This is a genomic window from Paenibacillus sp. RUD330, from assembly GCF_002243345.2.
Lineage (GTDB): Bacteria > Bacillota > Bacilli > Paenibacillales > Paenibacillaceae > Paenibacillus_O.
The window spans coordinates 5,317,196-5,336,170 of record NZ_CP022655.2 but is presented as its reverse complement, the minus strand read 5'-3'; the positions used below and the strand labels follow the sequence as shown (position 1 = coordinate 5,336,170).

The following is an 18,975-nucleotide window of genomic DNA, read 5'->3' as shown; positions in this document are numbered from 1 at the left end:
CTTCTATTTTTTTTCTGAAGGCGTCATAAATGGCGCATGATCTGTCGATCAAGTTTAATATACCCATGGGTATAAATAATAAATAGGGTTACTAACTTTATCGGGGGTTAAAGAGGATGAAAATCCGGACCAATCTTTTGCTGGGCTTCTCCGTCGTGCTTGCGCTTACTCTTCTTGTAGGCGCCGTGAGCTGGCAGCAGCTCCATTCGCTCCACCGGACGTACGAATCCCTCATCCAGGACCGGGTGGGGAAGATTCTGCTGACCAAGGATCTGAAATATGGGGCGGCCAGCGAAGCGAAAAACGTCCGCGGATACCTCATTACGGGACAAAAGGCATCCTTCGACGCCTACGAGGCCGACCGGCATTCCTTCGCCGAAGGAATGAAGGAGCTCCAAGGCAGCTTGCAGCAGGAGAAAGCGCAGGAGCTTGCAAGCCAGCTGGAGCGGCTGGAATCGGAGTATGCGGGAATCGTCGCCACGATTGCGGGCTACAAGCAGAGAGGCGATACGGCCGGATATACGAAGCTGGTGGAAGAGCAGTGCATCCCGATGGCGCTCAAGCTGTCGGCCGCGGCGGAGGAGCTTGAGCTATTCCAGCATAGGGAGCTTGCGTCATCTCAAGCAGAGGCGGCCGGTCATGTGGCCGACGTCCAGAAAGTGCTGGCGGCGGCGGTCGTGCTCGCGCTGCTCTTCGGAGCTGCAGCGGCTCTGGTCATTTCCAGGCGGATCTCCCGTCCGGTGGACGAGGCCGCAGGCGCCGCGCAGCGTATCGCGGAGGGGGACTTGACCGGGGACGACCTGGCTCCTGCCCGGATCCGCGAGCTGAACGTCTTGACCGGCGCCGTGAACGGCATGAAGCAGCAGCTGAGGCAGCTTCTCCGAACCATCGATCGGAATGCCGGCGAGCTTGCGGCTTCTTCCCGCCGGCTGGCGGGAGCATCGTCGAAGTCGGCCTCCGAATCGGAGCGCATTTCCCTATCGGTCCGAGCCATCGCGAAGTCGGCTTCCGTTCAACGGGAGCGGATGGATGAGAGCAGGACGGCCATGGAGGAAAGCGCCTTGAGCCTGCAGCGGGTAGCCGAAGCGGCCTCTATTACGGCCGAGTCCTCCGAGCTGGCTCTGCAGCAAGCGGACCTGGGAAGCCGCCTGATGTCGGAGACGAAAGGAAGAATGGAGGAAATACGGGTCGTCATGGAAGGAGCCGCTGGCACCGTCGGAAATCTGGTCGAGCAGTCCGGACGGATCAAAGCCATGGCCGCCTTTATTCATGAAGTGGCTTCCCAGACGAATCTCCTTTCCTTGAATGCTTCCATAGAGGCCGCCCGGGCGGGTGAGAGCGGGAGAGGATTCGCCGTCGTGGCCCGGGAGGTCAAGCAGCTGTCGGAGGAAACGAGGGAGGCTTCCGCCCGCATCTCCGAATTCGTGCTCGCGATCGCGGAGCATGGCGACCAGGCTGTCGAGTCGGTCAATAAAGGGATGGAAGAGGCGATGCGGGGAACGGAAAGCATCGGAAAGACCGAAGCGGCGTTCCGTTCCGTGGCGGATTCCCTGACGACCGTAGCCCAGCAAACCCAGGAGGTATCCGCCTCCTCGGAGCAATTGTCGGCTTCCATGGAGCAGATGCTGGCTTCCAGCGATGAGCTGCTGTCGCTGGCGTCCACGATTGCCGAACATTCCGGAGCTTCGGCCGACGGATGCGGCGAGCAGCTGGAGTCCATGCAGGACATATCCCGCTCTGCGGAATCGCTGCAGGCGATGGCGGCGCTGCTCCAGGAGAAGCTGGACGCCTTCCGGGTCGAAGAAGAGCCCGCGCTTTCGGCTGCCGAATCCGCGCATCCCCGGACAGCTGCCGTCTCCGCCCCTTGATCCGCTTTTTCCCGGACGCATCGTCATCTTCAGGCATGATTGGCCGGGAACGGCGTGGGGTAAGGAAAAGTGCTAATGTTCAGCTGATCTTTCAGCATGCAGAGCACCTTCCAAACCCTTAAGGAGGAGATACGAAGAATGAGCCAGGACCCGAAGCAGACCGCAGCCGGAACGAGCAAGGACGAACAGCTTGCGCAGCATACCGTCGACAACGACGGGCAGAAGCTCACGACGAATCAAGGCCTTCATGTGGCGGAGGACGAGCATTCCCTGAAAGCCGGCGTGCGCGGCCCGACTCTGATGGAGGACTTCCATTTCCGGGAGAAAATGACGCATTTCGACCATGAGCGCATTCCGGAGCGCATCGTCCATGCCAGAGGCTTCGGCGCCCACGGCTACTTCCAGGTGTATAAGCCGATGGCGGAGTTGACGGAAGCCGGCTTCCTGCAGGACCCGTCGGCCAAAACGCCGGTGTTCGTCCGCTTCTCTACGGTAGCGGGCTCGCGCGGCTCGGCGGATACGGTCCGCGACGTGCGCGGGTTCGCGGTGAAGTTCTACACCGAGGAAGGCAACTTCGATCTCGTCGGCAACAATATGCCGGTCTTCTTCATCCAGGATGCGATGAAGTTCCCTGATTTCATCCACGCGGTGAAGCCGGAGCCTCATAACGAGATTCCGCAAGCCCAGTCGGCGCATGATACGTTCTGGGATTTCGTCATCAACAACACCGAATCCGCCCATATGATCATGTGGGCGATGTCCGACCGCTCGCTGCCGCGCAGCTTCGGCATGATGGAGGGCTTCGGCGTCCATACGTTCCGCCTCGTCAACGCGGAGGGCAAGGCGCGCTTCGTCAAGTTCCACTGGAAGCCGGTGCTGGGCACCCATTCCCTCGTCTGGGACGAGGTCCAGAAGCTGGCCGGCAAGGATCCGGACTTCAACCGCCGCGATCTGTACGAAGCGATCGAGGCCGGCAGGTATCCGGAATTCGAGTTCGGCATCCAGGTGCTTGAGGAAGAGGACGAGTTCAAGTTCGACTTCGACATCCTCGATCCGACCAAGCTGTGGCCGGAGGAGCTCGTGCCCGTGCAGCGCATCGGCAAGCTGACCCTGAACCGCAATACGGACAATTTCTTTGCGGAAACGGAGCAGATCGCCTTCCATCCGGGACATCTCGTCAAAGGCATCGATTTCTCCAACGATCCGCTGCTGCAGGGGCGGCTGTTCTCCTACACGGATACGCAGCTGTCCCGTCTCGGCGGCCCGAACTTCCATGAGCTTCCGATCAACCGTCCGATGTGTCCGGTCCACAACAACCAGCGGGACGGCATGCACCGGATGACGATCAACCGCGGACAGGTCGCTTACAACAAGAACGGCATCGCCGGAGGCTCGCCGCATCCGACCGAGGACGGCTACAAGCATTACCAGGAGAAGGTCGACGGCCGCGTCACGCGCGAGCGCAGCGACAGCTTCAAGGATCATTACAGCCAGGCGATCCTGTTCTGGAACAGCATGTCCGAGGTGGAGAAGCAGCATATCATCTCCGCCTTCAGCTTCGAGCTCGGGCATGTCAAGGACAAGAACATCCGCCAGGGCGTCGTGGACATGTTCGCGCAGGTCAGCGGCAAGCTCGCCGCGTCCGTCGCGGCCAACATCGGAGCGCAGCCTCCGGCCGACCTGGACGGGGGCTCGGAAGTGAAAGCAGCCTCGCCGGCCCTCAGCATCATGAATACGGTCAAGTCGGCGAAGAACCGCAAGGTGGCGATTGTGGTCGCGGACGGCTTCCGCGGCGCGGAGACGGCGGAGCTGGCGGCTGCCTTGACGGCGGCCGGAGCGCTGCCGGAATACCTCAGCTCGACTCTCGGCATGGTAAGCGGAGACGACGGCAGCGAGGTGGAAGCGGCGCACAGCTTCCTGACGAGCGACTCGGTGCTCTTCGACGCCGTATTCGTCGCCGGCGGAGCCGCGAGCCTGGCGATGCTGAAGCCGAATCCGAAGCTGCCGGTCTTCCTGAAGGAAGCGTTCCAGCATTTCAAGGCAATCGGCTTCAGCAGCCCGGAAGATGCCGCTCAGCTGCTGCAGCTGGCCGGACTGAAGGCGCAAGCCGGCGATCCCGGCATCGTGAGCGCCGAAGGCTCGGCCGGCGCCTTCGTCGAAGCGGTCGCGGCGCATCGTCACTGGGCGCGCCAGATGTAGGCCTGTAAAGTCATCATTAAGAGTGCGACCAAGTATTACTTGGTCGCACTCTTTTTTAAGCCGTTTTCCATAAGGAACCAGTGCGGCATGCCGCCGCCGTGGACAGGTGGATGAAGGCCGCGGCGAGGAACACGTGAGCCGTGGAGCCGAGCTCGCTTGCCCAGCCCCCGGCATAGATGGCCAGCGGCATGCCGAGCTTGAAGATCGACCCGGTGAGGCCGTTGATGCGGCCGATCAGATGGGCCGGCGTCGATTCCTGCCGGTAGGTCCAGATGCAGATCGTGCCGACGGCTCCCGCCAGGCCGTCCACGAACAGGCCTGCCGCCATCATTCCGGTGGAGGCTGCCAGGGCAAGCAGCAGGCTGCCGGCAGCCGACAGCAGCGAGCTCGCGGCGAGCAGCGCGCCCAGCCGGAAGCGCCGCTTGAGCGGCGGCAGCAGCAGGCTGCCGGCCAGTCCGCCGGCGCCGGCGGCGGAGAGCGCGAGGCCCAGCATGCCGGAGCTCAGGCCGAGACGGTCCTTGGCCGTGAAGATCACGGTGGCATCCACCATTCCGGATGCGGCGTTCATGAAAACGACGAGCAGCGTAATCTGCCACAGCGCGCGGTTGCGCCGCAGCTCCCGCCAGGCCTCGGCCAGCTCCCGGCCCCAGCCGGCCGGCTTCTGGCGCGGCGAGCGGCCATCGGCCGGGAGCAGCGAGAGCAGCAGCAGGGCGGGAACGTAAGCGGCTGCCGTCAGAAGCAAGCCGTCCTGCAGGTCCGATAAGGAGAGGATCAGTCCGGTCAGCGCCGGGCCTCCGATGCCGATCAGCGTCGTCATGAACGAGTAGGAGGCGTTGGCCGGCGCGAGCAGGCCGGCCGGGAGGCATTGCTTGACCAGGGCTGCCCGCGCGTTGTTGTAGGCGTAGCCGAACGTCATCAGCAGGAAGCCGCCGATATAGTAGGCATATAGGGAGGATGCGCCGGGTCCTTTCTCGGTCCACAGGTACAGGCCGGCAAGCACGGCGATCTGGAAGAAGACCGACAGGATCGTCCAGCGCTTCTTGCGGGAACGGTCGACCAGGACGCCGATGAACACGGCAAGCAGCAGATTGGGCAGAAATTCGATGCTGCGCATCGCGGACATCGCGACCGCGGAATGCGTGAGGTCGTAGAGGAGCAGCGGCAGCGTCAGCTCGTAGAGCTTGCCGCCGAGCGCCAGCACGAAGCCGGAGGACAGCAGCAGCATGAACGGGCGGCTCCTCCACAGAGCCGGCCGGAGGCCATTTGGATGGGCAGCTGCGGCTGCGGCGGAGACAGGATGCGGAGACGCTGGGAAGGTCGGGCGGTTGTCGGGCGGCATGACGGCATTCTCCTTGGTTTATGAGAACAGAAAGGATATCATACGAGTACGATCTTTTCTTCTCGAGTCGCAAGTTCCTTGCTTGCATTGCGGCTTGGCTGATTGGCTCGCGCAGGCTTGCAGCAACAGTATAATCGGCCTGCGCGTGGCCGGAAAAGCGAAAGATATCGCGGCGCCGTTCGCCTTTTGGGGCGAAGGTCCGCTCTGTGGAGGGAGCCTGTGGAATGGAAGCGGAATGGTACTATTACAAGCTGAGAGAACGGCATGCTTCCATTCCGGAGGGCGCGGCCTTCGAGCTGTCGATGGATCAGGTATGCGAGGCGCTGGCCTGCACCAGGCGCAATGCCCAGCTGCAGCTGGCGTCGTTGCAGGAGAGAGGGCTGCTGACGTGGGAGCCGGGCAGAGGACGGGGCAACCGCTCCCGCCTCACCTTCCGGGCTTCCCTTCGGGAGCCGCTTCTGGACAAAGCCCGAGGCCTGGCTTCAGCCGGCAAGCTGGCCGAAGCCCGCAGGCTGCTGGAGCCGTTGGGCGATGACGCTCTGAACTTTGCCTTCGGGGAATGGCTGGGCGGGCAATTCGGCGTGCATCGTCCGGATGCAGGTCGGGATCTGCTGCGGTTTCCTTTTTACCGGCCGGTCCCGGCTCTTGACCCGGCCAGGCTCATGCGGCGCACCGAGGCGCACTGGGTCGCTCAGATCTTCGATACGCTGTGCGCATACGATCCGGACAGAGGCGGAGTGAAGCCTTCTTTGGCCCACGCCTGGGAACGGGACGGACAAGCCAGGCGCTGGCGCCTTTACCTGCGCAAGGGAGTGAGGTTCCATCACGGCAAGCTGCTGACCGCCGAGGATGCGGCCTTTACGTTCCGGCGCATCGCGCGGCTGAATCCGGAGGATTTCCTCTTGAGGGATTTGCGGGATATTCTGGTTCTCGACGATTACAGCCTCGAGCTCCGTTTCAGCCGTCCCGCCGCCCTGCTCATGCATGCTCTGTGTCTGGAGCGGTATTCCGTCGTGCCCTCGAATCTGAACGAGGAGACGTTCGCCCGCCTGCCGGTCGGAACGGGGGCGTTCCGCGTGACGGGCAATGACGAGTCGATGCTCGCCTTGGAGGCGCATGACCGCTATTTTCTCGGAAGGCCTCATCTGGACCGGATCGAGATGTGGGTATGGACGGATTACAAAGGCATTCTCGAGCATGCGGAGAAACTGGCCGGATCCCATTTGCTGTATTTGGAGACGGGCATCGGCAGCGAGGGGGAGAAGGCGCTCAGCCGCCTCGAAGCGGGCAGCACGTATGTGGCGTTCAACCTGAACAAGGCCGGACCGATGCAGGATCCGCTCTTCCGCGAGGCTGTCGATGCCGCTCTGGACCGGCAAGCTATGGTCGAGGAGCTGGGGGGAGTGCGCGGAATGCCTTCCCGCAGCTTCTTTCCGGAATGCTCCGCGATGGCGGAATCCCAGGGAAATGTCTGGGATGCCGGCCCGGCGGCCGGGAGCGGCACAGCGGAGGGACTGCTTCGCCGCTCCTCTTACCGTGGGGAGACGCTGCGGCTGTTCACGTACTCCATGCCGGACAATGACCGGAATGCGGCCTGGATTCGAGACCGGTGCGGAGAAATCGGCATCGTGCTGGAGGTCGTGTCCATGCCGATTGAACGGCTGTCCAATCCCGCCGTCCTGGCCGGTGCCGATCTCGTCGTTGCGGGAGAGGTGCTCGGCGAGCAGCCGGATCTGACCTTGATTGAAATGTACCGGATGACGAGAGGCTTCATTCCGAACCTGCTGAGTCCGTCCCTGCGGGCCGAGAACGAGAAGGCGATGGACGCCTGCATGTCCGAAAACAGCGCGGAGCGGCGGATCGCGCAGCTGAGCTGCTGGGAGCGGAGGCTGAGCTCGGAGCGGTTCCTGCTGTTCCTCTTCCACTCCAAGCACACCGCCAGCCTGGATCGGCGGCTGGGCGTCGATGCCCTGAACGCCTGGGGAAAGGTCAGCTATAAGGACGCATGGGTGAAGCCCGCCAAGGCCGTGGATTGGCCGCAGGGCTGAGGATAGCCGAAATCAAGTCATTCCGGGTAATACTTTGTTTTCCCGTTAGGTGAAGAGGAGAAGGGGGAAGTCCATGACGCTACAGCAGCTCAAATATGTCATTGAAGTTGCGGTCCGCGGATCGATGAACGAGGCGGCCAAGCGGCTGTTCATCTCGCAGCCGAGCCTGTCCAAAGCGATCCAGGAGCTGGAGAATGAACTGCAGATCACGATTTTCCGGCGCACCAACAAAGGAATCATCTTGTCCGCACAGGGAGCCGAGTTCCTCGCCTATGCGCGGCAGGTCATCGAGCAGGCGGAGCTTCTGGAGAGCCGTTATCTCAGCGGCAAGCCGTCGCCGCAGCATTTTTCCGTCTCGACCCAGCACTATGCCTTTGCGGTGAACGCTTTCGTGCAGCTGGTGCAGGAGTACGGACAGGAGGAATACGAGCTCGCCCTCCGCGAGACGAAAACCCATGAAATCATCGAGGATGTGCGCACGCAGCGCAGCGAGATCGGCATTCTGTACCGCAACGAATTCAATGCCCAGGTCATCCAGAAGCTGCTCTCCTCGGCCAATCTGGAATTCCGGACCTTGTTCACCGCCCAGCCGCATGTGTTCATCAGCATCCGCAATCCGCTCGCCAAGCAGGCCAGCGTCACGATCGAGGATCTTCAGCACTATCCCTACCTCTCCTTCGACCAGGGGGAGTACAACTCGTTCCATTTCTCGGAGGAGATCCTCAGCACGCTCTCCCATCCCAAGAGCATCCGGGTCAACGACAGGGCCACGCTGTTCAATCTGCTGATCGGCCTGAACGGGTATACGATCTCGACGGGCGTGCTGAGCGCCGATCTCAACGGCAACGAGATCATTCCCGTGCCCCTCGAATGCGAGGAGACGATCGAGGTCGGCTGGATCAGCCACCGGCATATTGCCCTGTCCAAGCTTGGAGCGGCTTATGTGGAGGCTTTGCATGAGGTCATACGCGGCTGATACAGCTCTCTTGCATCACCTGCTCGGGTCGCCAGGCAGTGGACGGATCGAAGGCCGCCGCCGACGGGGAGCACCGCCGGTCCTGCCGGAATCTCGATTTCACGCGGCATTTGAAAGAAAAAGGCTGGAGAATGCAGCCGGGAGACTTGGTCCCGTAAGGGAGCAGGTCTCTTTTTGCCGTCAGACGAGGAGCCTTGGGCGGGAGGCGTGTGCGGCCGACCGCCTTCCGTGTATATAGCCCAGGAAATCGAGCTCGCCCCCGTTCCAATCCGCAGCATGAGCGGCCGATCCTTCGGCTGCTGCGATGGATCCGGCCTCCGCCTCCAGACCGATGCGCCGCCCGCCTTCAGCCCGGATTCAATCCCGTTCCCGAGCCGTTTCCCGCTCTCACTTCCGCCGGGTATGCTAGATACTGGCTTTCATACAGAGACAGAGACAGAGACAATCGGATGAGGAGAGGATTCAAGGGATGAGGTCGTTGATCGAAGGGGCTTTCCGCAACAAAGCCGCGGTTGTTTTGTGTGTTGTTTTGGTGTTGGGACTCGGCATTTTCAGCTATAACAAGCTTCCGATGGAGTTTTTGCCGGAGGCGGACAATCCGCAAGTGACGATTACGGCCATCGGGCCCGGTTACGACGCAGCCTCTATGGAGACGCTTGTTACCAAGCCGATGGAGGAGGCGACGGCCGGCATTAAAGGCAAGACCGCCTCGTTCGCTTCTTCCGGAGACAGCTATTCGCAACTAAACCTGTCGTTCGATTCTTCGACCGACATGAAGCAGGCCAAGATCGAGGTCGACCGGGCGATCGCAACCGTGCCGCTGCCGGAGCGCGTCGGCGCGCCGTATGTCGTCCAGCTCAATACGTCGATGATTCCGATCAGCTGGGTGACGCTCACCTACGGCGACAGCCTGGATGCGGCCCGTCAGGAGCAGGCCCAGAAGGAGATCATGGAATCGTTCCAATCCATCGATGGCATCGGCTCCGTAACGGTGTCGGGCAGACCGCAGCCGCAAATCCGGATCGTGCCGGATGCGGCGCGTCTGAAGGAAAAGGGAGTGCCTCTTCAATCCCTTTATGCGGTCATGAACGGACGGTCCGCCTCCGCTTCGGTAGGCTCCGGCATATTGGATGGAGCGGCGGTCAACCTGAACGTCAGCTCCAGCCTCCATGACGAGGCCACGCTGAAGAAGCTGCCGGTGGCAGATGGAGTCGTACTTGGCGATGTGGCATCCGTCGAGCGGGAGAGCGGCAGGGAGAACGTCAGCCGCATCGACGGCAAGGATGCGATGGTGCTCACCTTCACCAAGGCTGCGGGAGCGAATGCGGTCGATGTCGGCAAGCAGGTCGAGCAGAAGTCGGAGCAGCTCAGCGAGGAGATGCCCGGCGTTCAGCTGAAGGTGCTCATGAGCACCTCCGAGCAGGTCGTTCATTCCGTGAACAGCATGATGCGCGAGGTGCTGATGGGCGCTCTGTTCGCGACGATCGTCATTCTCGTCTTCATGCGCAACATCCGGGCGACGCTGGTCACGATCGTGTCCATTCCGCTGTCGCTCGGCTTGACTCTGTACCTGCTCGACGTCTCAGGCGTCTCGCTCAACATCCTTACGCTCGGAGGCGTCGCCGTCGCCGTCGGACGGCTGGTGGACGACAGCATCGTCGTCATCGAAAATATATTCCGAAGGCTTCAGAAGGAAGCGTTCTCGCCGAAGCTGGTCATCGATGCGACGCGGGAGGTCGGAACCGCTATTACAGCATCTACGCTGACGACTGTCGCCGTATTCTTGCCCATGGGCCTGCTGCGAGGTTCGCTGCAGTCGTTCCTGCTGCCGTTCGCTTTGACGGTCACTTATTCCCTGCTGTCCTCGCTGCTTGTGGCGCTGACCGTCATTCCGCTCATGAGCTCCCGCATGTTCCGCAATGTCCGGATCACCGAGCATGCGCCGTCGCGGCGCTTCCAGAACATACTGGAGTGGAACCTGCGACGCAAGTGGGTTCCGCTGACGGCTGCCGTCATTCTTCTTGCCGGCTCGATCGGCGCGTACGCGGCCATGCCGAAGGGGGCGATCGACTCCTCGGACGCCTCCAACGTCAACATCACGCTTGCGTTCAAGGCCGACGCCACACAGGAGCATTTGCTGGAGGAAGGCAAAAGGATGGAGACGTTTCTGAAAGGCCTGGACGGACAGGACTGGGTCTATATGTCGGCCGGCAACAGCTCTGACGGCGCCAGATTCGGAAACGTCTCCTCCCCGACGGAGGTCACCTTCCTGCTTGGCATGAAAAAGGGCGCGGATGCCCAGGCCGTCATCGACTTGGTCAAATCCAAGCAGTCCGACTACGCGGATGCGGAGCTGACCGCTTCGGCGATGAGCATGATGTCCGGAGGCGGCGGATCGCAGGTATTCGTTGATGTCGCTGGCTCCGATCTCGCGGCCGTGTCGAAAACGGCGGACGAGGTGATGGCCCGGATCAAGCCCGTCAAGGACGTGCTCAAGGTCGAAAGCAATCAGCAGGAGCGCAAGCAGGTCTATACGCTGGAGGTCGATCCGGCGCAAGCCAAGGCCGCCGAGATCGCTCAGCAGCTGCAAGGCATGCTGAACCCGGTTCCGGTCGGCCAGCTCATGGAAGCGGACGGCAGGCAGACACCGGTCATACTGGAGCCGATGCTGAAGCCGGAGAAGGCATCCGAGCTGCCCGGCCTGACGGTGATGACGGATGCGGGGCCGAAGCAAGCATCGGCCGTCGCCCAGTGGAAGAAGGAAGAAAAGGCGGCCGTGTACTATCTCAAGGACGGCAAGCCGTACGTGAGGATTACCGCCTCGGCGGAGCCGAGCCGCCTGTCGGTCGTAGGCGCCGACATCAAGAAGGCGGCCGATGAAGTGAAGGCTCCGGCCGGAGTCCAGATCCTCGTCGGAGGAGCTTCCAGCGACCAGTCGCAGGACTTCGCCGATCTCGGCATGATCGCGCTCGTCTCCATCGGAATCGTGTACCTCATCATGGTGCTTACATTCAAGACGCTGCGGGCTCCGCTGGCGATCATGTTCACGCTGCCTCTGGCCGCGATCGGTGCGGTGCTGGGTCTGATCGTCACGCAGGTGACGCCGGACTTCACGGCGATGTTCGGGGCGCTCATGCTGATCGGCATCGTCGTCACCAATGCGATCGTGCTCATCGACCGCGTCAAGCAGAATGAAGAGCGGATGACAATCCGCGAGGCGCTGCTCGAGGCGGCGGGCACCCGCATGAGGCCGATTCTGATGACGGCCGTCGCTACCGTCTGCGCCATGCTTCCGCTCGTCTTCGGCTCGCCGGAGAGCGGCAGCATCGTGTCGCAGAGCCTCGCCATCGTCGTGATTGGCGGTCTGATCGTGGCGACCGTGCTGACGCTGATCATCGTGCCGTGCATCTACGAGCTGCTGTTCTTCCGCAAGTCGGCTCGCCAGCGCCGCGATGCGGCCGCGGCTGCCGCTGCGGGAAAAGCTTCTGCTTCTGGCCAGCCGGCCGTGCAGGCCGAGCTCTGATCCAAGCGCCGGAGCCTCCATCCATTGGATGCAGCCGGGCATCGAACGCAATGAAACCCGACCCCTTCAGGCAATCTGCCGAAGGGGTCGGGTTTTTTCTCGGCTGTCTGTCTGGGAGCCTCTAGGAGACGGAAATGCCTTTCCAGTCGCGGCTGGATTCCGCTTTGGCGCGCAGAATTTCCTCGTATTGATCCACGATGCCCCCCAGCACCTGGTCCCAGGATCGGCCCAGCGCCTCTCTTCTGCCCGCCTCTCCCATGGATGAGGCCTCCTCGGGGCGGGCAAGCAGCCGCTCAAGCGCGTCGATGAAGGAGGCCGGATCGCCCGGCGGACACAGGAGGCCGGTGCGTCCTTGGCGGACGAGCTCCTTGACGCCGCCGGCTTCCGCTCCGATGACCGGAAGCCCGCTCGCCATGGCTTCCAGGACGACGTTGCCGAAAGTCTCCGTGCTGGAGGGGAAGAGGAACATGTCTGCCGAAGCGTATAGGCGCGCCAGCTCCGCGCCTTCCCGGTATCCGGCAAAGGTGACGTTGTCCGGCATCTGGCGGCGCAGCTCGGGCAGCAGCGGGCCGTCGCCGACGACGAGCAGATGGAGCTGCTCGCGGGTTTCGCCGGACAGCCCGTTCATGACGGCTGCGAGGGTGGCGAGATCCTTTTCCGGCGCGAGCCTCCCGACATAGAGAGCCAGCTTTTTCCCCGGCAGGCCGAATTGCCCGCGGATCTCGTCCGGCGACCTGAGATTCGGGCGGTAGGCGCTGCAGTCCACTCCCCGCTGCCATAACCGGAGGCCGCCGAAGCGCTGCCGGTAGAGGGAGAACAGCGTCTCCCGCGAAGGGACGAAGGTGGCGGCGCATGTCCGATGGAACCAATGGGCATAGCGCCAATAGAGCCGAGAGGCATGCTGAAGGCCGTAGTAGGCCAGATACCGGTCGAAGTGGGTGTGGTAGGAGGCGACATGGGGGATGGCGTTTTTGCGGGCATAAAGAAGTCCGCTCAAGCCGATGTTGAACGGAGTCGCCAGGTGGATCAGGTCGGGACGGAAACGGTTCAGCTCGGCTTTGAGGGAGATGGGATTGGGCACGGCGATCCGGCATTCGGGATACAGGAAGAAGGGGATGCTGGGGTAGCTCCTTACGAAGCTCTGTTCCGTATCGGCGGAGCAGCGGGGCGTCAGCACAAGCGGCTCGATGCCCCTCTTTTCCAGGTAAGCGGCCAGACGTCCGAGCGTGCGCGCGGCTCCGTTTCTCTGAGGCACATAGGTATCGGTGAACAAGGCGACTCGCATGGCTCATCCCTCCGTTCTCGGTTGGGAAGAGAGTACCATGGGATTGTCAGGGGATGATCAAGGAATTGTATAGAGCCTTTGAAGATGGCAAGCCGCGTCCAGGCCTCGGAAGTGTTTGAAGGGCAGGAGCATCGCCATCGTCGGGATAGATCCTTTATCCGAAAAAGACACGGAAGCAAAAGAAGGGAATTCGGTCCAACGACCGGATTCCCTTCCGCCCATTCCGAAGCGGCCGGCGGATGCGCCGGCCGCTTCGGAACGGATGTTATGCCGGCTGCCTTTGGCGGCGCCAAAGGCCGGCAAGCCCGCTAAGCCTGCTCCGGCGCGAGCGCGACGATCCGGATGATGACCTCAGCCGCCTTCTCCATGCTCTCGGCGGATACGAATTCGTACCGGCCGTGGAAGTTCTCGCCGCCGGCAAAGATATTCGGCGTCGGCAGGCCCATGTAGCTGAGCTGGGAGCCGTCGGTGCCGCCGCGGATCGGCTTGATGATCGGCTCCACGCCGGAATCCAGCAGCGCCTGGCGGGCCAGCTCCACGATTTCCATGACCGGCTCGATCTTCTCCCGCATGTTGTAGTACTGATCCGTCAGCTCCAGCGTGATGCTGTCCTTGCCGTAGGTTTGGCGGAACTCATCGGCGATGGTCTCCATGGCGCTCTTGCGGTTCTCGAAGCTCTGGCGGTCGAAATCGCGGATGATGTACTTCAGCCGGGTTTTGTCGACGGTGCCTTCGATCGAGCTCAAGTGATAGAAGCCTTCGTAGCCTTCCGTGAATTCCGGCACCTCGCCGGCGGGCAGCCTGCCGTGGAAAGCCATCCCGATTGCGGCGGAGTTGATCATCTTGCCCTTGGCCGTGCCGGGATGGACGCTCTTGCCCTGGATCGTGACGACCGCCTGGGCGGCGTTGAAGCTCTCGTACTCCAGCTCGCCCAGCGGGCCGCCGTCCATCGTGTAGGCGAATTGCGCATCGAAGGCCGCGACGTCGAAGCGATGCGGGCCGCGGCCGATCTCCTCGTCCGGGAGGAAGCCGACGCGCACCTTGCCGTGGGGGATTTCCGGATGGGCGGCCAGATAAGCCATAGCCGTCATGATTTCGGCGATGCCGGCTTTGTCGTCCGCCCCGAGCAGCGTGCGGCCGTCCGTCGTAATCAACGTCTGGCCCTTGTAGGCGGCCAGCTCGGGGAATTCGCGGGGGGAGAGCAGGATGCCGTTCTCCGCATCGAGAACGATATCGCCGCCGTCGTAGCCCTCGACGATCTGCGGCCGCACACCGGTCCCGGTAAGGTCGGGAGAAGTGTCCATGTGGGCGAGGAAGCCGATCGTAGGCGCCGGCTTGTCCGTCGTAGCTGGAAGGGTCGCCATGACATAGCCGTTGTCGTCCAGCGACACCTCCGTCAATCCGATTTCCTTCAGCTCGGCGGCGAGCTGCCGGGCGAGCTCAAGCTGGCCGGGCGTGGAAGGGCAAGTCTCGCTGTTCTCGTCCGACTGCGTGTCCACCTGCGCATAGGCGATGAGCCTGCGGATCAAATCCTGCTTCAATTCCATCGTAATCCTCCTTCGGAATGCTCTTGGTCCTTTCATCATAGCAGGCAGGGACAGGCGAAGCCAACATGGCCGGCCGGCCGTGCCCAAGGCGGACGCCTCTTCATGCCGCTTGCCCAACCGCTGCGGGAGGCGACGGCATATGTTGGTGGCAAAGCCATGGAGCCAGCTTCCCGCACAGGAGATGATGATATGCCCAGCCATTCCGTCCCATCCGGCGGCGCCAGCACCCGGATCGACGTGCTTATCCCCGCAATCGAGAAGGACCTCGGGACGCTGCCTCATGCCGTCCAAGCCGTTCGCCGCCAATCTCTGCACCCCATCGGCGAGATTGTCGTCGTCGCGCCGCGTACGGAAGCGATGCAGTCGGCCTGCCGCACCCATGGATGGAGGTTCGTGGACGAAAATACGGTGCTTCCCCTGACGAAGAAGGATATCACCTACCGCTCGGCCAAGTGGGACCGTTCCGGCTGGCTGTTCCAGCAGCTGCTCAAGCTGAGCGGCGACAAGATCGTCAAGGCCGAGCATTTTCTCGTTCTCGACGCCGATACGGTGCTGATTCGTCCCCATTCGTTCCGCTCGGGGGGGAAGACGACATTTTATACCCGGAGCTGGAGCCAGCCGGAGTATTTCCGCACGTACAAAAAGCTGATGGGACGCGCTCCGTCGGCTCCCCGTTCGCTCGTCACGCACTATATGCTGTTCGAGAAAAGCAAGCTGCGCGAGCTGAAGCGCGATATCGAGCGGAGGCACGGCATGAGCTGGCATCGCGCCATTCTCAAAAGCATCGACCGGACGAAGCAATTCGGCTTCAGCGAATATGAGACGTATGGCAATTTTGTCTACAGCCGCTATCCCGGCAGCGTCCAGCTCCGCAAAGCGTTGAACCGCGGGCTTCATGGGCGGGCGAGCCGGCTGACGCCGCAGCGCAGCAAGGAGCTTGCCGCGAAATACCGCTCCGTCAGCTTCCATGAACGCAAAGGCTATGTCCGCAGCGGAAGTAAGGCGGCGGGCCGGATCAGGCAGCTTTCCTTGCAGGGCCGGACATCTCTGCCCGGAGGAGCCGCTGCTTCCAAGAGGGTCTATCGCTGATGGCCTCCCGTGCTGAGCGGGACCGGAACAAGGAGGGGGCCGGAGGAAACGGCATGCCGAAGCAGGCTATGGCAATCGATTGGCGCGGCCCGATCGGCCGCGGCAGCGGGCTCGGCAGCGCCAGCAGGGAATATGCGCGAGCGCTGCGGAGGCAGGGGTTCCGGGTCGAGGCGCGCGACGGCATGGGCGTCTATGGAGGGAGGCGGAAGAGCACGGGCCGGCGCATGCTCGTTTACCATTATCCGCCCCATACGATGAATCCTGCGGCAGCCAGGGCGCAGTATGACAAGGTCGTCTTGAATACCGTCTGGGAGACGACCCGCATTCCCGTACGATGGCGCTCCTCCATCAACCGATATGACGCGGTGGTCGTCCCGAGCCGGCATAACCTCAAGGCGATGCGCGACAGCGGGGTGAAGGTGCCGCTGCACCTGGCTCCCCATGGGGTGGACACGGCTGCTTTCCGGCCGTCCAATCCGCCTTTCCCGATTCCCGGCGGCCAAGGCCGGTTCGTCTTCCTCTCCGTGTTCGGGTTCCAGCACCGCAAAAATCCGGAGGCGCTGCTTCGAGCTTATTGGGAAGAGTTCACCGACAAGGACAATGTGCTGCTGGTCATCAAGACCAGCGGGTACGGAGCCCGGGAGAGCGGGGCCTGGATTCGGGAGAAAATACGGCGCTATCGGCGCTCTCTGCGCATCGCCCATCGAACCGCGCCGATTGTCCTGCTCACCCGCCGCATGAGCGCTCGGGAGCTCAGAGGCCTGTACACGGCTGCGTCGGCCTTCGTGCTGCCGACGCGCGGCGAAGGGGTGGGCATGCCGTTCATGGAGGCGCTGGCGAGCGGGATTCCCGTCATTGCGACGGCATGGGGCGGCCAGATGGATTTCCTGAAGCCTTCCAATTCCTTTCTCGTGCCCTACTCGCTGAAAAGCCCCGCCGCCTCGATGGGCAAGCCTTCCGCCATCTCCCATACGTTCCGGAGCCTGTTCGCCGAGAAGGGCCAGCTGTGGGCGGAGGCCGATGCCTCCAAGCTCAAGGAGCAGATGCGAAAGGCGAGCTCGAATCCGGCCTTGTGCCGCGAGAAGGGAGCCAAGGGCCGCCGAGATATGATCGGCATGAGCTGGCGGAAGGCCGGCGAGGCGCTGGCGAAAGCGCTGGAAGCGGTCCGCTCCGGCAAGAAGGGGCAGCCGGCAGGAGCTTCATCCGGAAAGCGGCTGCCGGTCCGGGCGTCCGGAACCAAGTCCGGGGCGTCCCGCCAGACGCCGCAGCGAGCCTCGGCCCGGTTGGCGGGGACCGGCGCCGCTTCATCCCGGCAGGCTCCGGGCAGGGCTGTTCCGTCCCGGCGAGAGATGCTTGCGCCGCAGGGTGTCTGGCGGGCAAAGAAGCCGTGAGCAGGAAATGGAGCGGCCCGAGCAAGCAAGCCGCTCCGCATAGAGAATCCAAGCAGGTCAAGAAGCAAGGAGGCTTGTCATCAGTTGCGCATCATTTTGTTGTCCGGAGGATCCGGCAAGCGGCTCTGGCCGCTGTCCAACGACGTTCGCTCCAAGCTGTTCCTGAAGCTCCTTCCTGGAGAGGACGGACGCCTGGAGTCGATGATCCAACGAGTCTGCCGCCAGCTCGCCGCGGCAGGCCTCGCGGCCCAAGCGGCGATCGTGACGCATCGCAGCCAGGCCGAAATCACGCGGAGCCATGTCGGGCTCGGCATTCCCATTATCGAGGAGAGCCGCAAGCGGGGCACCTATGCCGCGGTGGCGCAGGCATGCTCCTATCTCGCAGGCGAGCTGAAGGCAGACCGGGATGAGATCGTCTGCGTCTTGCCCGTCGATTTGTTCGTGGAATCCGATTTCTTCGACCTGCTGCAGCGGCTGCCGCAGACGCTGCAGCAGGCGGGCGCGGACATCGCTCTCGTCGGCACCGCTCCCTCCCATCCCTCCAGCCAATATGGCTATATCGTTCCGGAGCGGAAGAAGCGGGCCTCGCGCGGGAAGAAGGAGGCGGCTGAAGCAGGAGATGGCAAGGAGCTGCCCTGGTTTTCCGTCGAAAGGTTCGCGGAAAAGCCCGATCCGCCGACAGCCGCGAGCCTGATTCGCCGGGGAGCGCTCTGGAACTGCGGGGTGTTCGCCTTTCGGCTCGGCTACATGCTGGAGAGGATGGGCGGCGACGAGCGGCTGGCCGCGGACGGTGAGCGGCGAGAGGGCTTCCGCGGGCTGCGGGAATCGAGCTTCGACGAGGAGGTCGTCGAGCGGTGCAGCCGCCGGGCTGCGCTTCTCTATGAGGGGCCTTGGCATGATCTGGGCAGCTGGGAAACGTTCGTCAGCCATATGGGCGGCACGCAGATCGGGCCTGGGCATGTCGCTGAAGGCTCGCACAACACCCATCTGATCAATGAGCTGAGCAGCCCGATCCATGTGATCGGCTTGTGCGATGTCATCGTGGCGGCAAGCCCGGACGGCATTCTCGTCGCCAGCAAGAGCGAGGCGAGCCGTATCAAGAGCATGCTGGGCGAGCAGGCGCGGCTGCCGATGTACGAGGAGAAGCGATGGGGAATATGCCGGACGATCGATTACGCCGAGACCGAGGACGGGGCGGTGCTGACGCGCCGCGTGGAATTGCAGCCGGGCAGCCACACAAGCTACCATCTGCATGAGCGCAAGGAAGAGGTGTGGACGGTGCTGGCCGGAACCGGCCGCTTCATGCTCGAGGACCAGATCTATACGGTCGGACCCGGGGATGTGATGCGGTTTCCTCCTGGCGCCAGGCACGGAGTGAAGGCCGTCACGGAGCTGCTCTGCATGCAGGTCGAGATCGGCGATGTGCTGGATGAAAAAGACATCGAGCGGCTGCTGATGAGCTGGTAGCGGCCCCATTCCATGCGAAAAAAGGGCCATCGGCCGCGCATCAGGTTCTGACTGCGCAGCCGATGGCCTTTTTAGGATGGAACGGAGGGAAGTGCCGATTCCGCGCCGCTGGCGGGCGGGATGGACTCCCCCTCTTTTCTGCGGCAGGTCCCGCAGGGAACGGCGCTCAGCGTCGGCCTCAGTCTCCGCAGGATCCTCGGTCCGGCGTCAATCGGGCTCATGCTCCGCGGGCGCATCGTCCCC

Annotated in this window: 11 protein-coding genes; 8 read left to right on the top strand and 3 right to left on the bottom strand. The window is 62.8% G+C overall.

Annotated elements, in window-relative coordinates:
- Nucleotides 1–116: 116 nt before the first annotated feature.
- Together CIC07_RS24075 and CIC07_RS24070 are read left to right on the top strand one after the other, a co-directional pair.
- A complete protein-coding gene (locus CIC07_RS24075) occupies nucleotides 117–1,868 on the top strand; it encodes a methyl-accepting chemotaxis protein (RefSeq protein WP_076357492.1) in 1,752 nt (583 codons plus the stop codon).
- A 138-nt stretch (nucleotides 1,869–2,006) separates the two neighbouring features.
- Nucleotides 2,007–4,067 (top strand): catalase, encoded by a 2,061-nt coding sequence (locus CIC07_RS24070; RefSeq protein ID WP_076357494.1) that lies wholly within the window; start codon nucleotides 2,007–2,009, stop codon nucleotides 4,065–4,067.
- Nucleotides 4,068–4,122: 55 nt separating this feature from the next.
- On the opposite strand, the gene CIC07_RS24065 is transcribed toward CIC07_RS24070, so the two are convergent.
- Nucleotides 4,123–5,406 carry an MFS transporter gene (locus CIC07_RS24065; protein ID WP_083688172.1) on the bottom strand — a complete coding sequence of 428 codons (1,284 nt, stop codon included), beginning with the start codon at nucleotides 5,404–5,406 and terminating at the stop codon, nucleotides 4,123–4,125.
- Nucleotides 5,407–5,630: 224 nt separating this feature from the next.
- Here CIC07_RS24065 and CIC07_RS24060 point away from each other — a divergent pair, with 224 nt between their 5' ends.
- The 3 genes from CIC07_RS24060 to CIC07_RS24050 all read left to right on the top strand — a co-directional run bounded on the left by CIC07_RS24060 (nucleotide 5,631) and on the right by CIC07_RS24050 (nucleotide 11,953).
- A complete protein-coding gene (locus CIC07_RS24060; protein ID WP_076357496.1) occupies nucleotides 5,631–7,454 on the top strand; it encodes an ABC transporter substrate-binding protein in 1,824 nt (607 codons plus the stop codon).
- A 73-nt stretch (nucleotides 7,455–7,527) separates the two neighbouring features.
- Entirely contained in the window at nucleotides 7,528–8,430 is a 903-nt protein-coding gene (locus tag CIC07_RS24055; protein WP_076357498.1) for a LysR family transcriptional regulator, read from the top strand.
- Nucleotides 8,431–8,899: 469 nt separating this feature from the next.
- Nucleotides 8,900–11,953 carry an efflux RND transporter permease subunit gene (locus CIC07_RS24050; RefSeq protein ID WP_076357500.1) on the top strand — a complete coding sequence of 1,018 codons (3,054 nt, stop codon included), beginning with the start codon at nucleotides 8,900–8,902 and terminating at the stop codon, nucleotides 11,951–11,953.
- Nucleotides 11,954–12,074: 121 nt separating this feature from the next.
- On the opposite strand, the gene CIC07_RS24045 is transcribed toward CIC07_RS24050, so the two are convergent.
- On the bottom strand, nucleotides 12,075–13,238 hold the full coding sequence (locus CIC07_RS24045; protein WP_076357502.1) for a glycosyltransferase family 4 protein: 1,164 nt from the start codon (nucleotides 13,236–13,238) through the stop codon (nucleotides 12,075–12,077).
- Between the two features lie 308 nt (nucleotides 13,239–13,546).
- A complete protein-coding gene (gene pepT, locus CIC07_RS24040; RefSeq protein WP_076358007.1) occupies nucleotides 13,547–14,779 on the bottom strand; it encodes a peptidase T in 1,233 nt (410 codons plus the stop codon).
- A 195-nt stretch (nucleotides 14,780–14,974) separates the two neighbouring features.
- On the opposite strand from pepT, the gene CIC07_RS24035 reads away from it, so the two are divergent.
- The 3 genes from CIC07_RS24035 (at nucleotide 14,975) to CIC07_RS24025 (ending at nucleotide 18,732) form a co-directional block, all read left to right on the top strand.
- Complete coding sequence (locus tag CIC07_RS24035) at nucleotides 14,975–15,874, top strand: DUF6492 family protein (RefSeq protein WP_076357506.1); 900 nt, start codon at nucleotides 14,975–14,977, stop codon at nucleotides 15,872–15,874.
- Between the two features lie 53 nt (nucleotides 15,875–15,927).
- Nucleotides 15,928–17,265: a glycosyltransferase family 4 protein gene (locus CIC07_RS24030; protein WP_234992959.1), complete on the top strand. Its 1,338-nt coding sequence runs from the start codon at nucleotides 15,928–15,930 to the stop codon at nucleotides 17,263–17,265.
- 84 nt (nucleotides 17,266–17,349) lie between these two features.
- Complete coding sequence (locus CIC07_RS24025; protein WP_076357510.1) at nucleotides 17,350–18,732, top strand: sugar phosphate nucleotidyltransferase; 1,383 nt, start codon at nucleotides 17,350–17,352, stop codon at nucleotides 18,730–18,732.
- The last annotated feature ends 243 nt before the right edge of the window (nucleotides 18,733–18,975 follow it).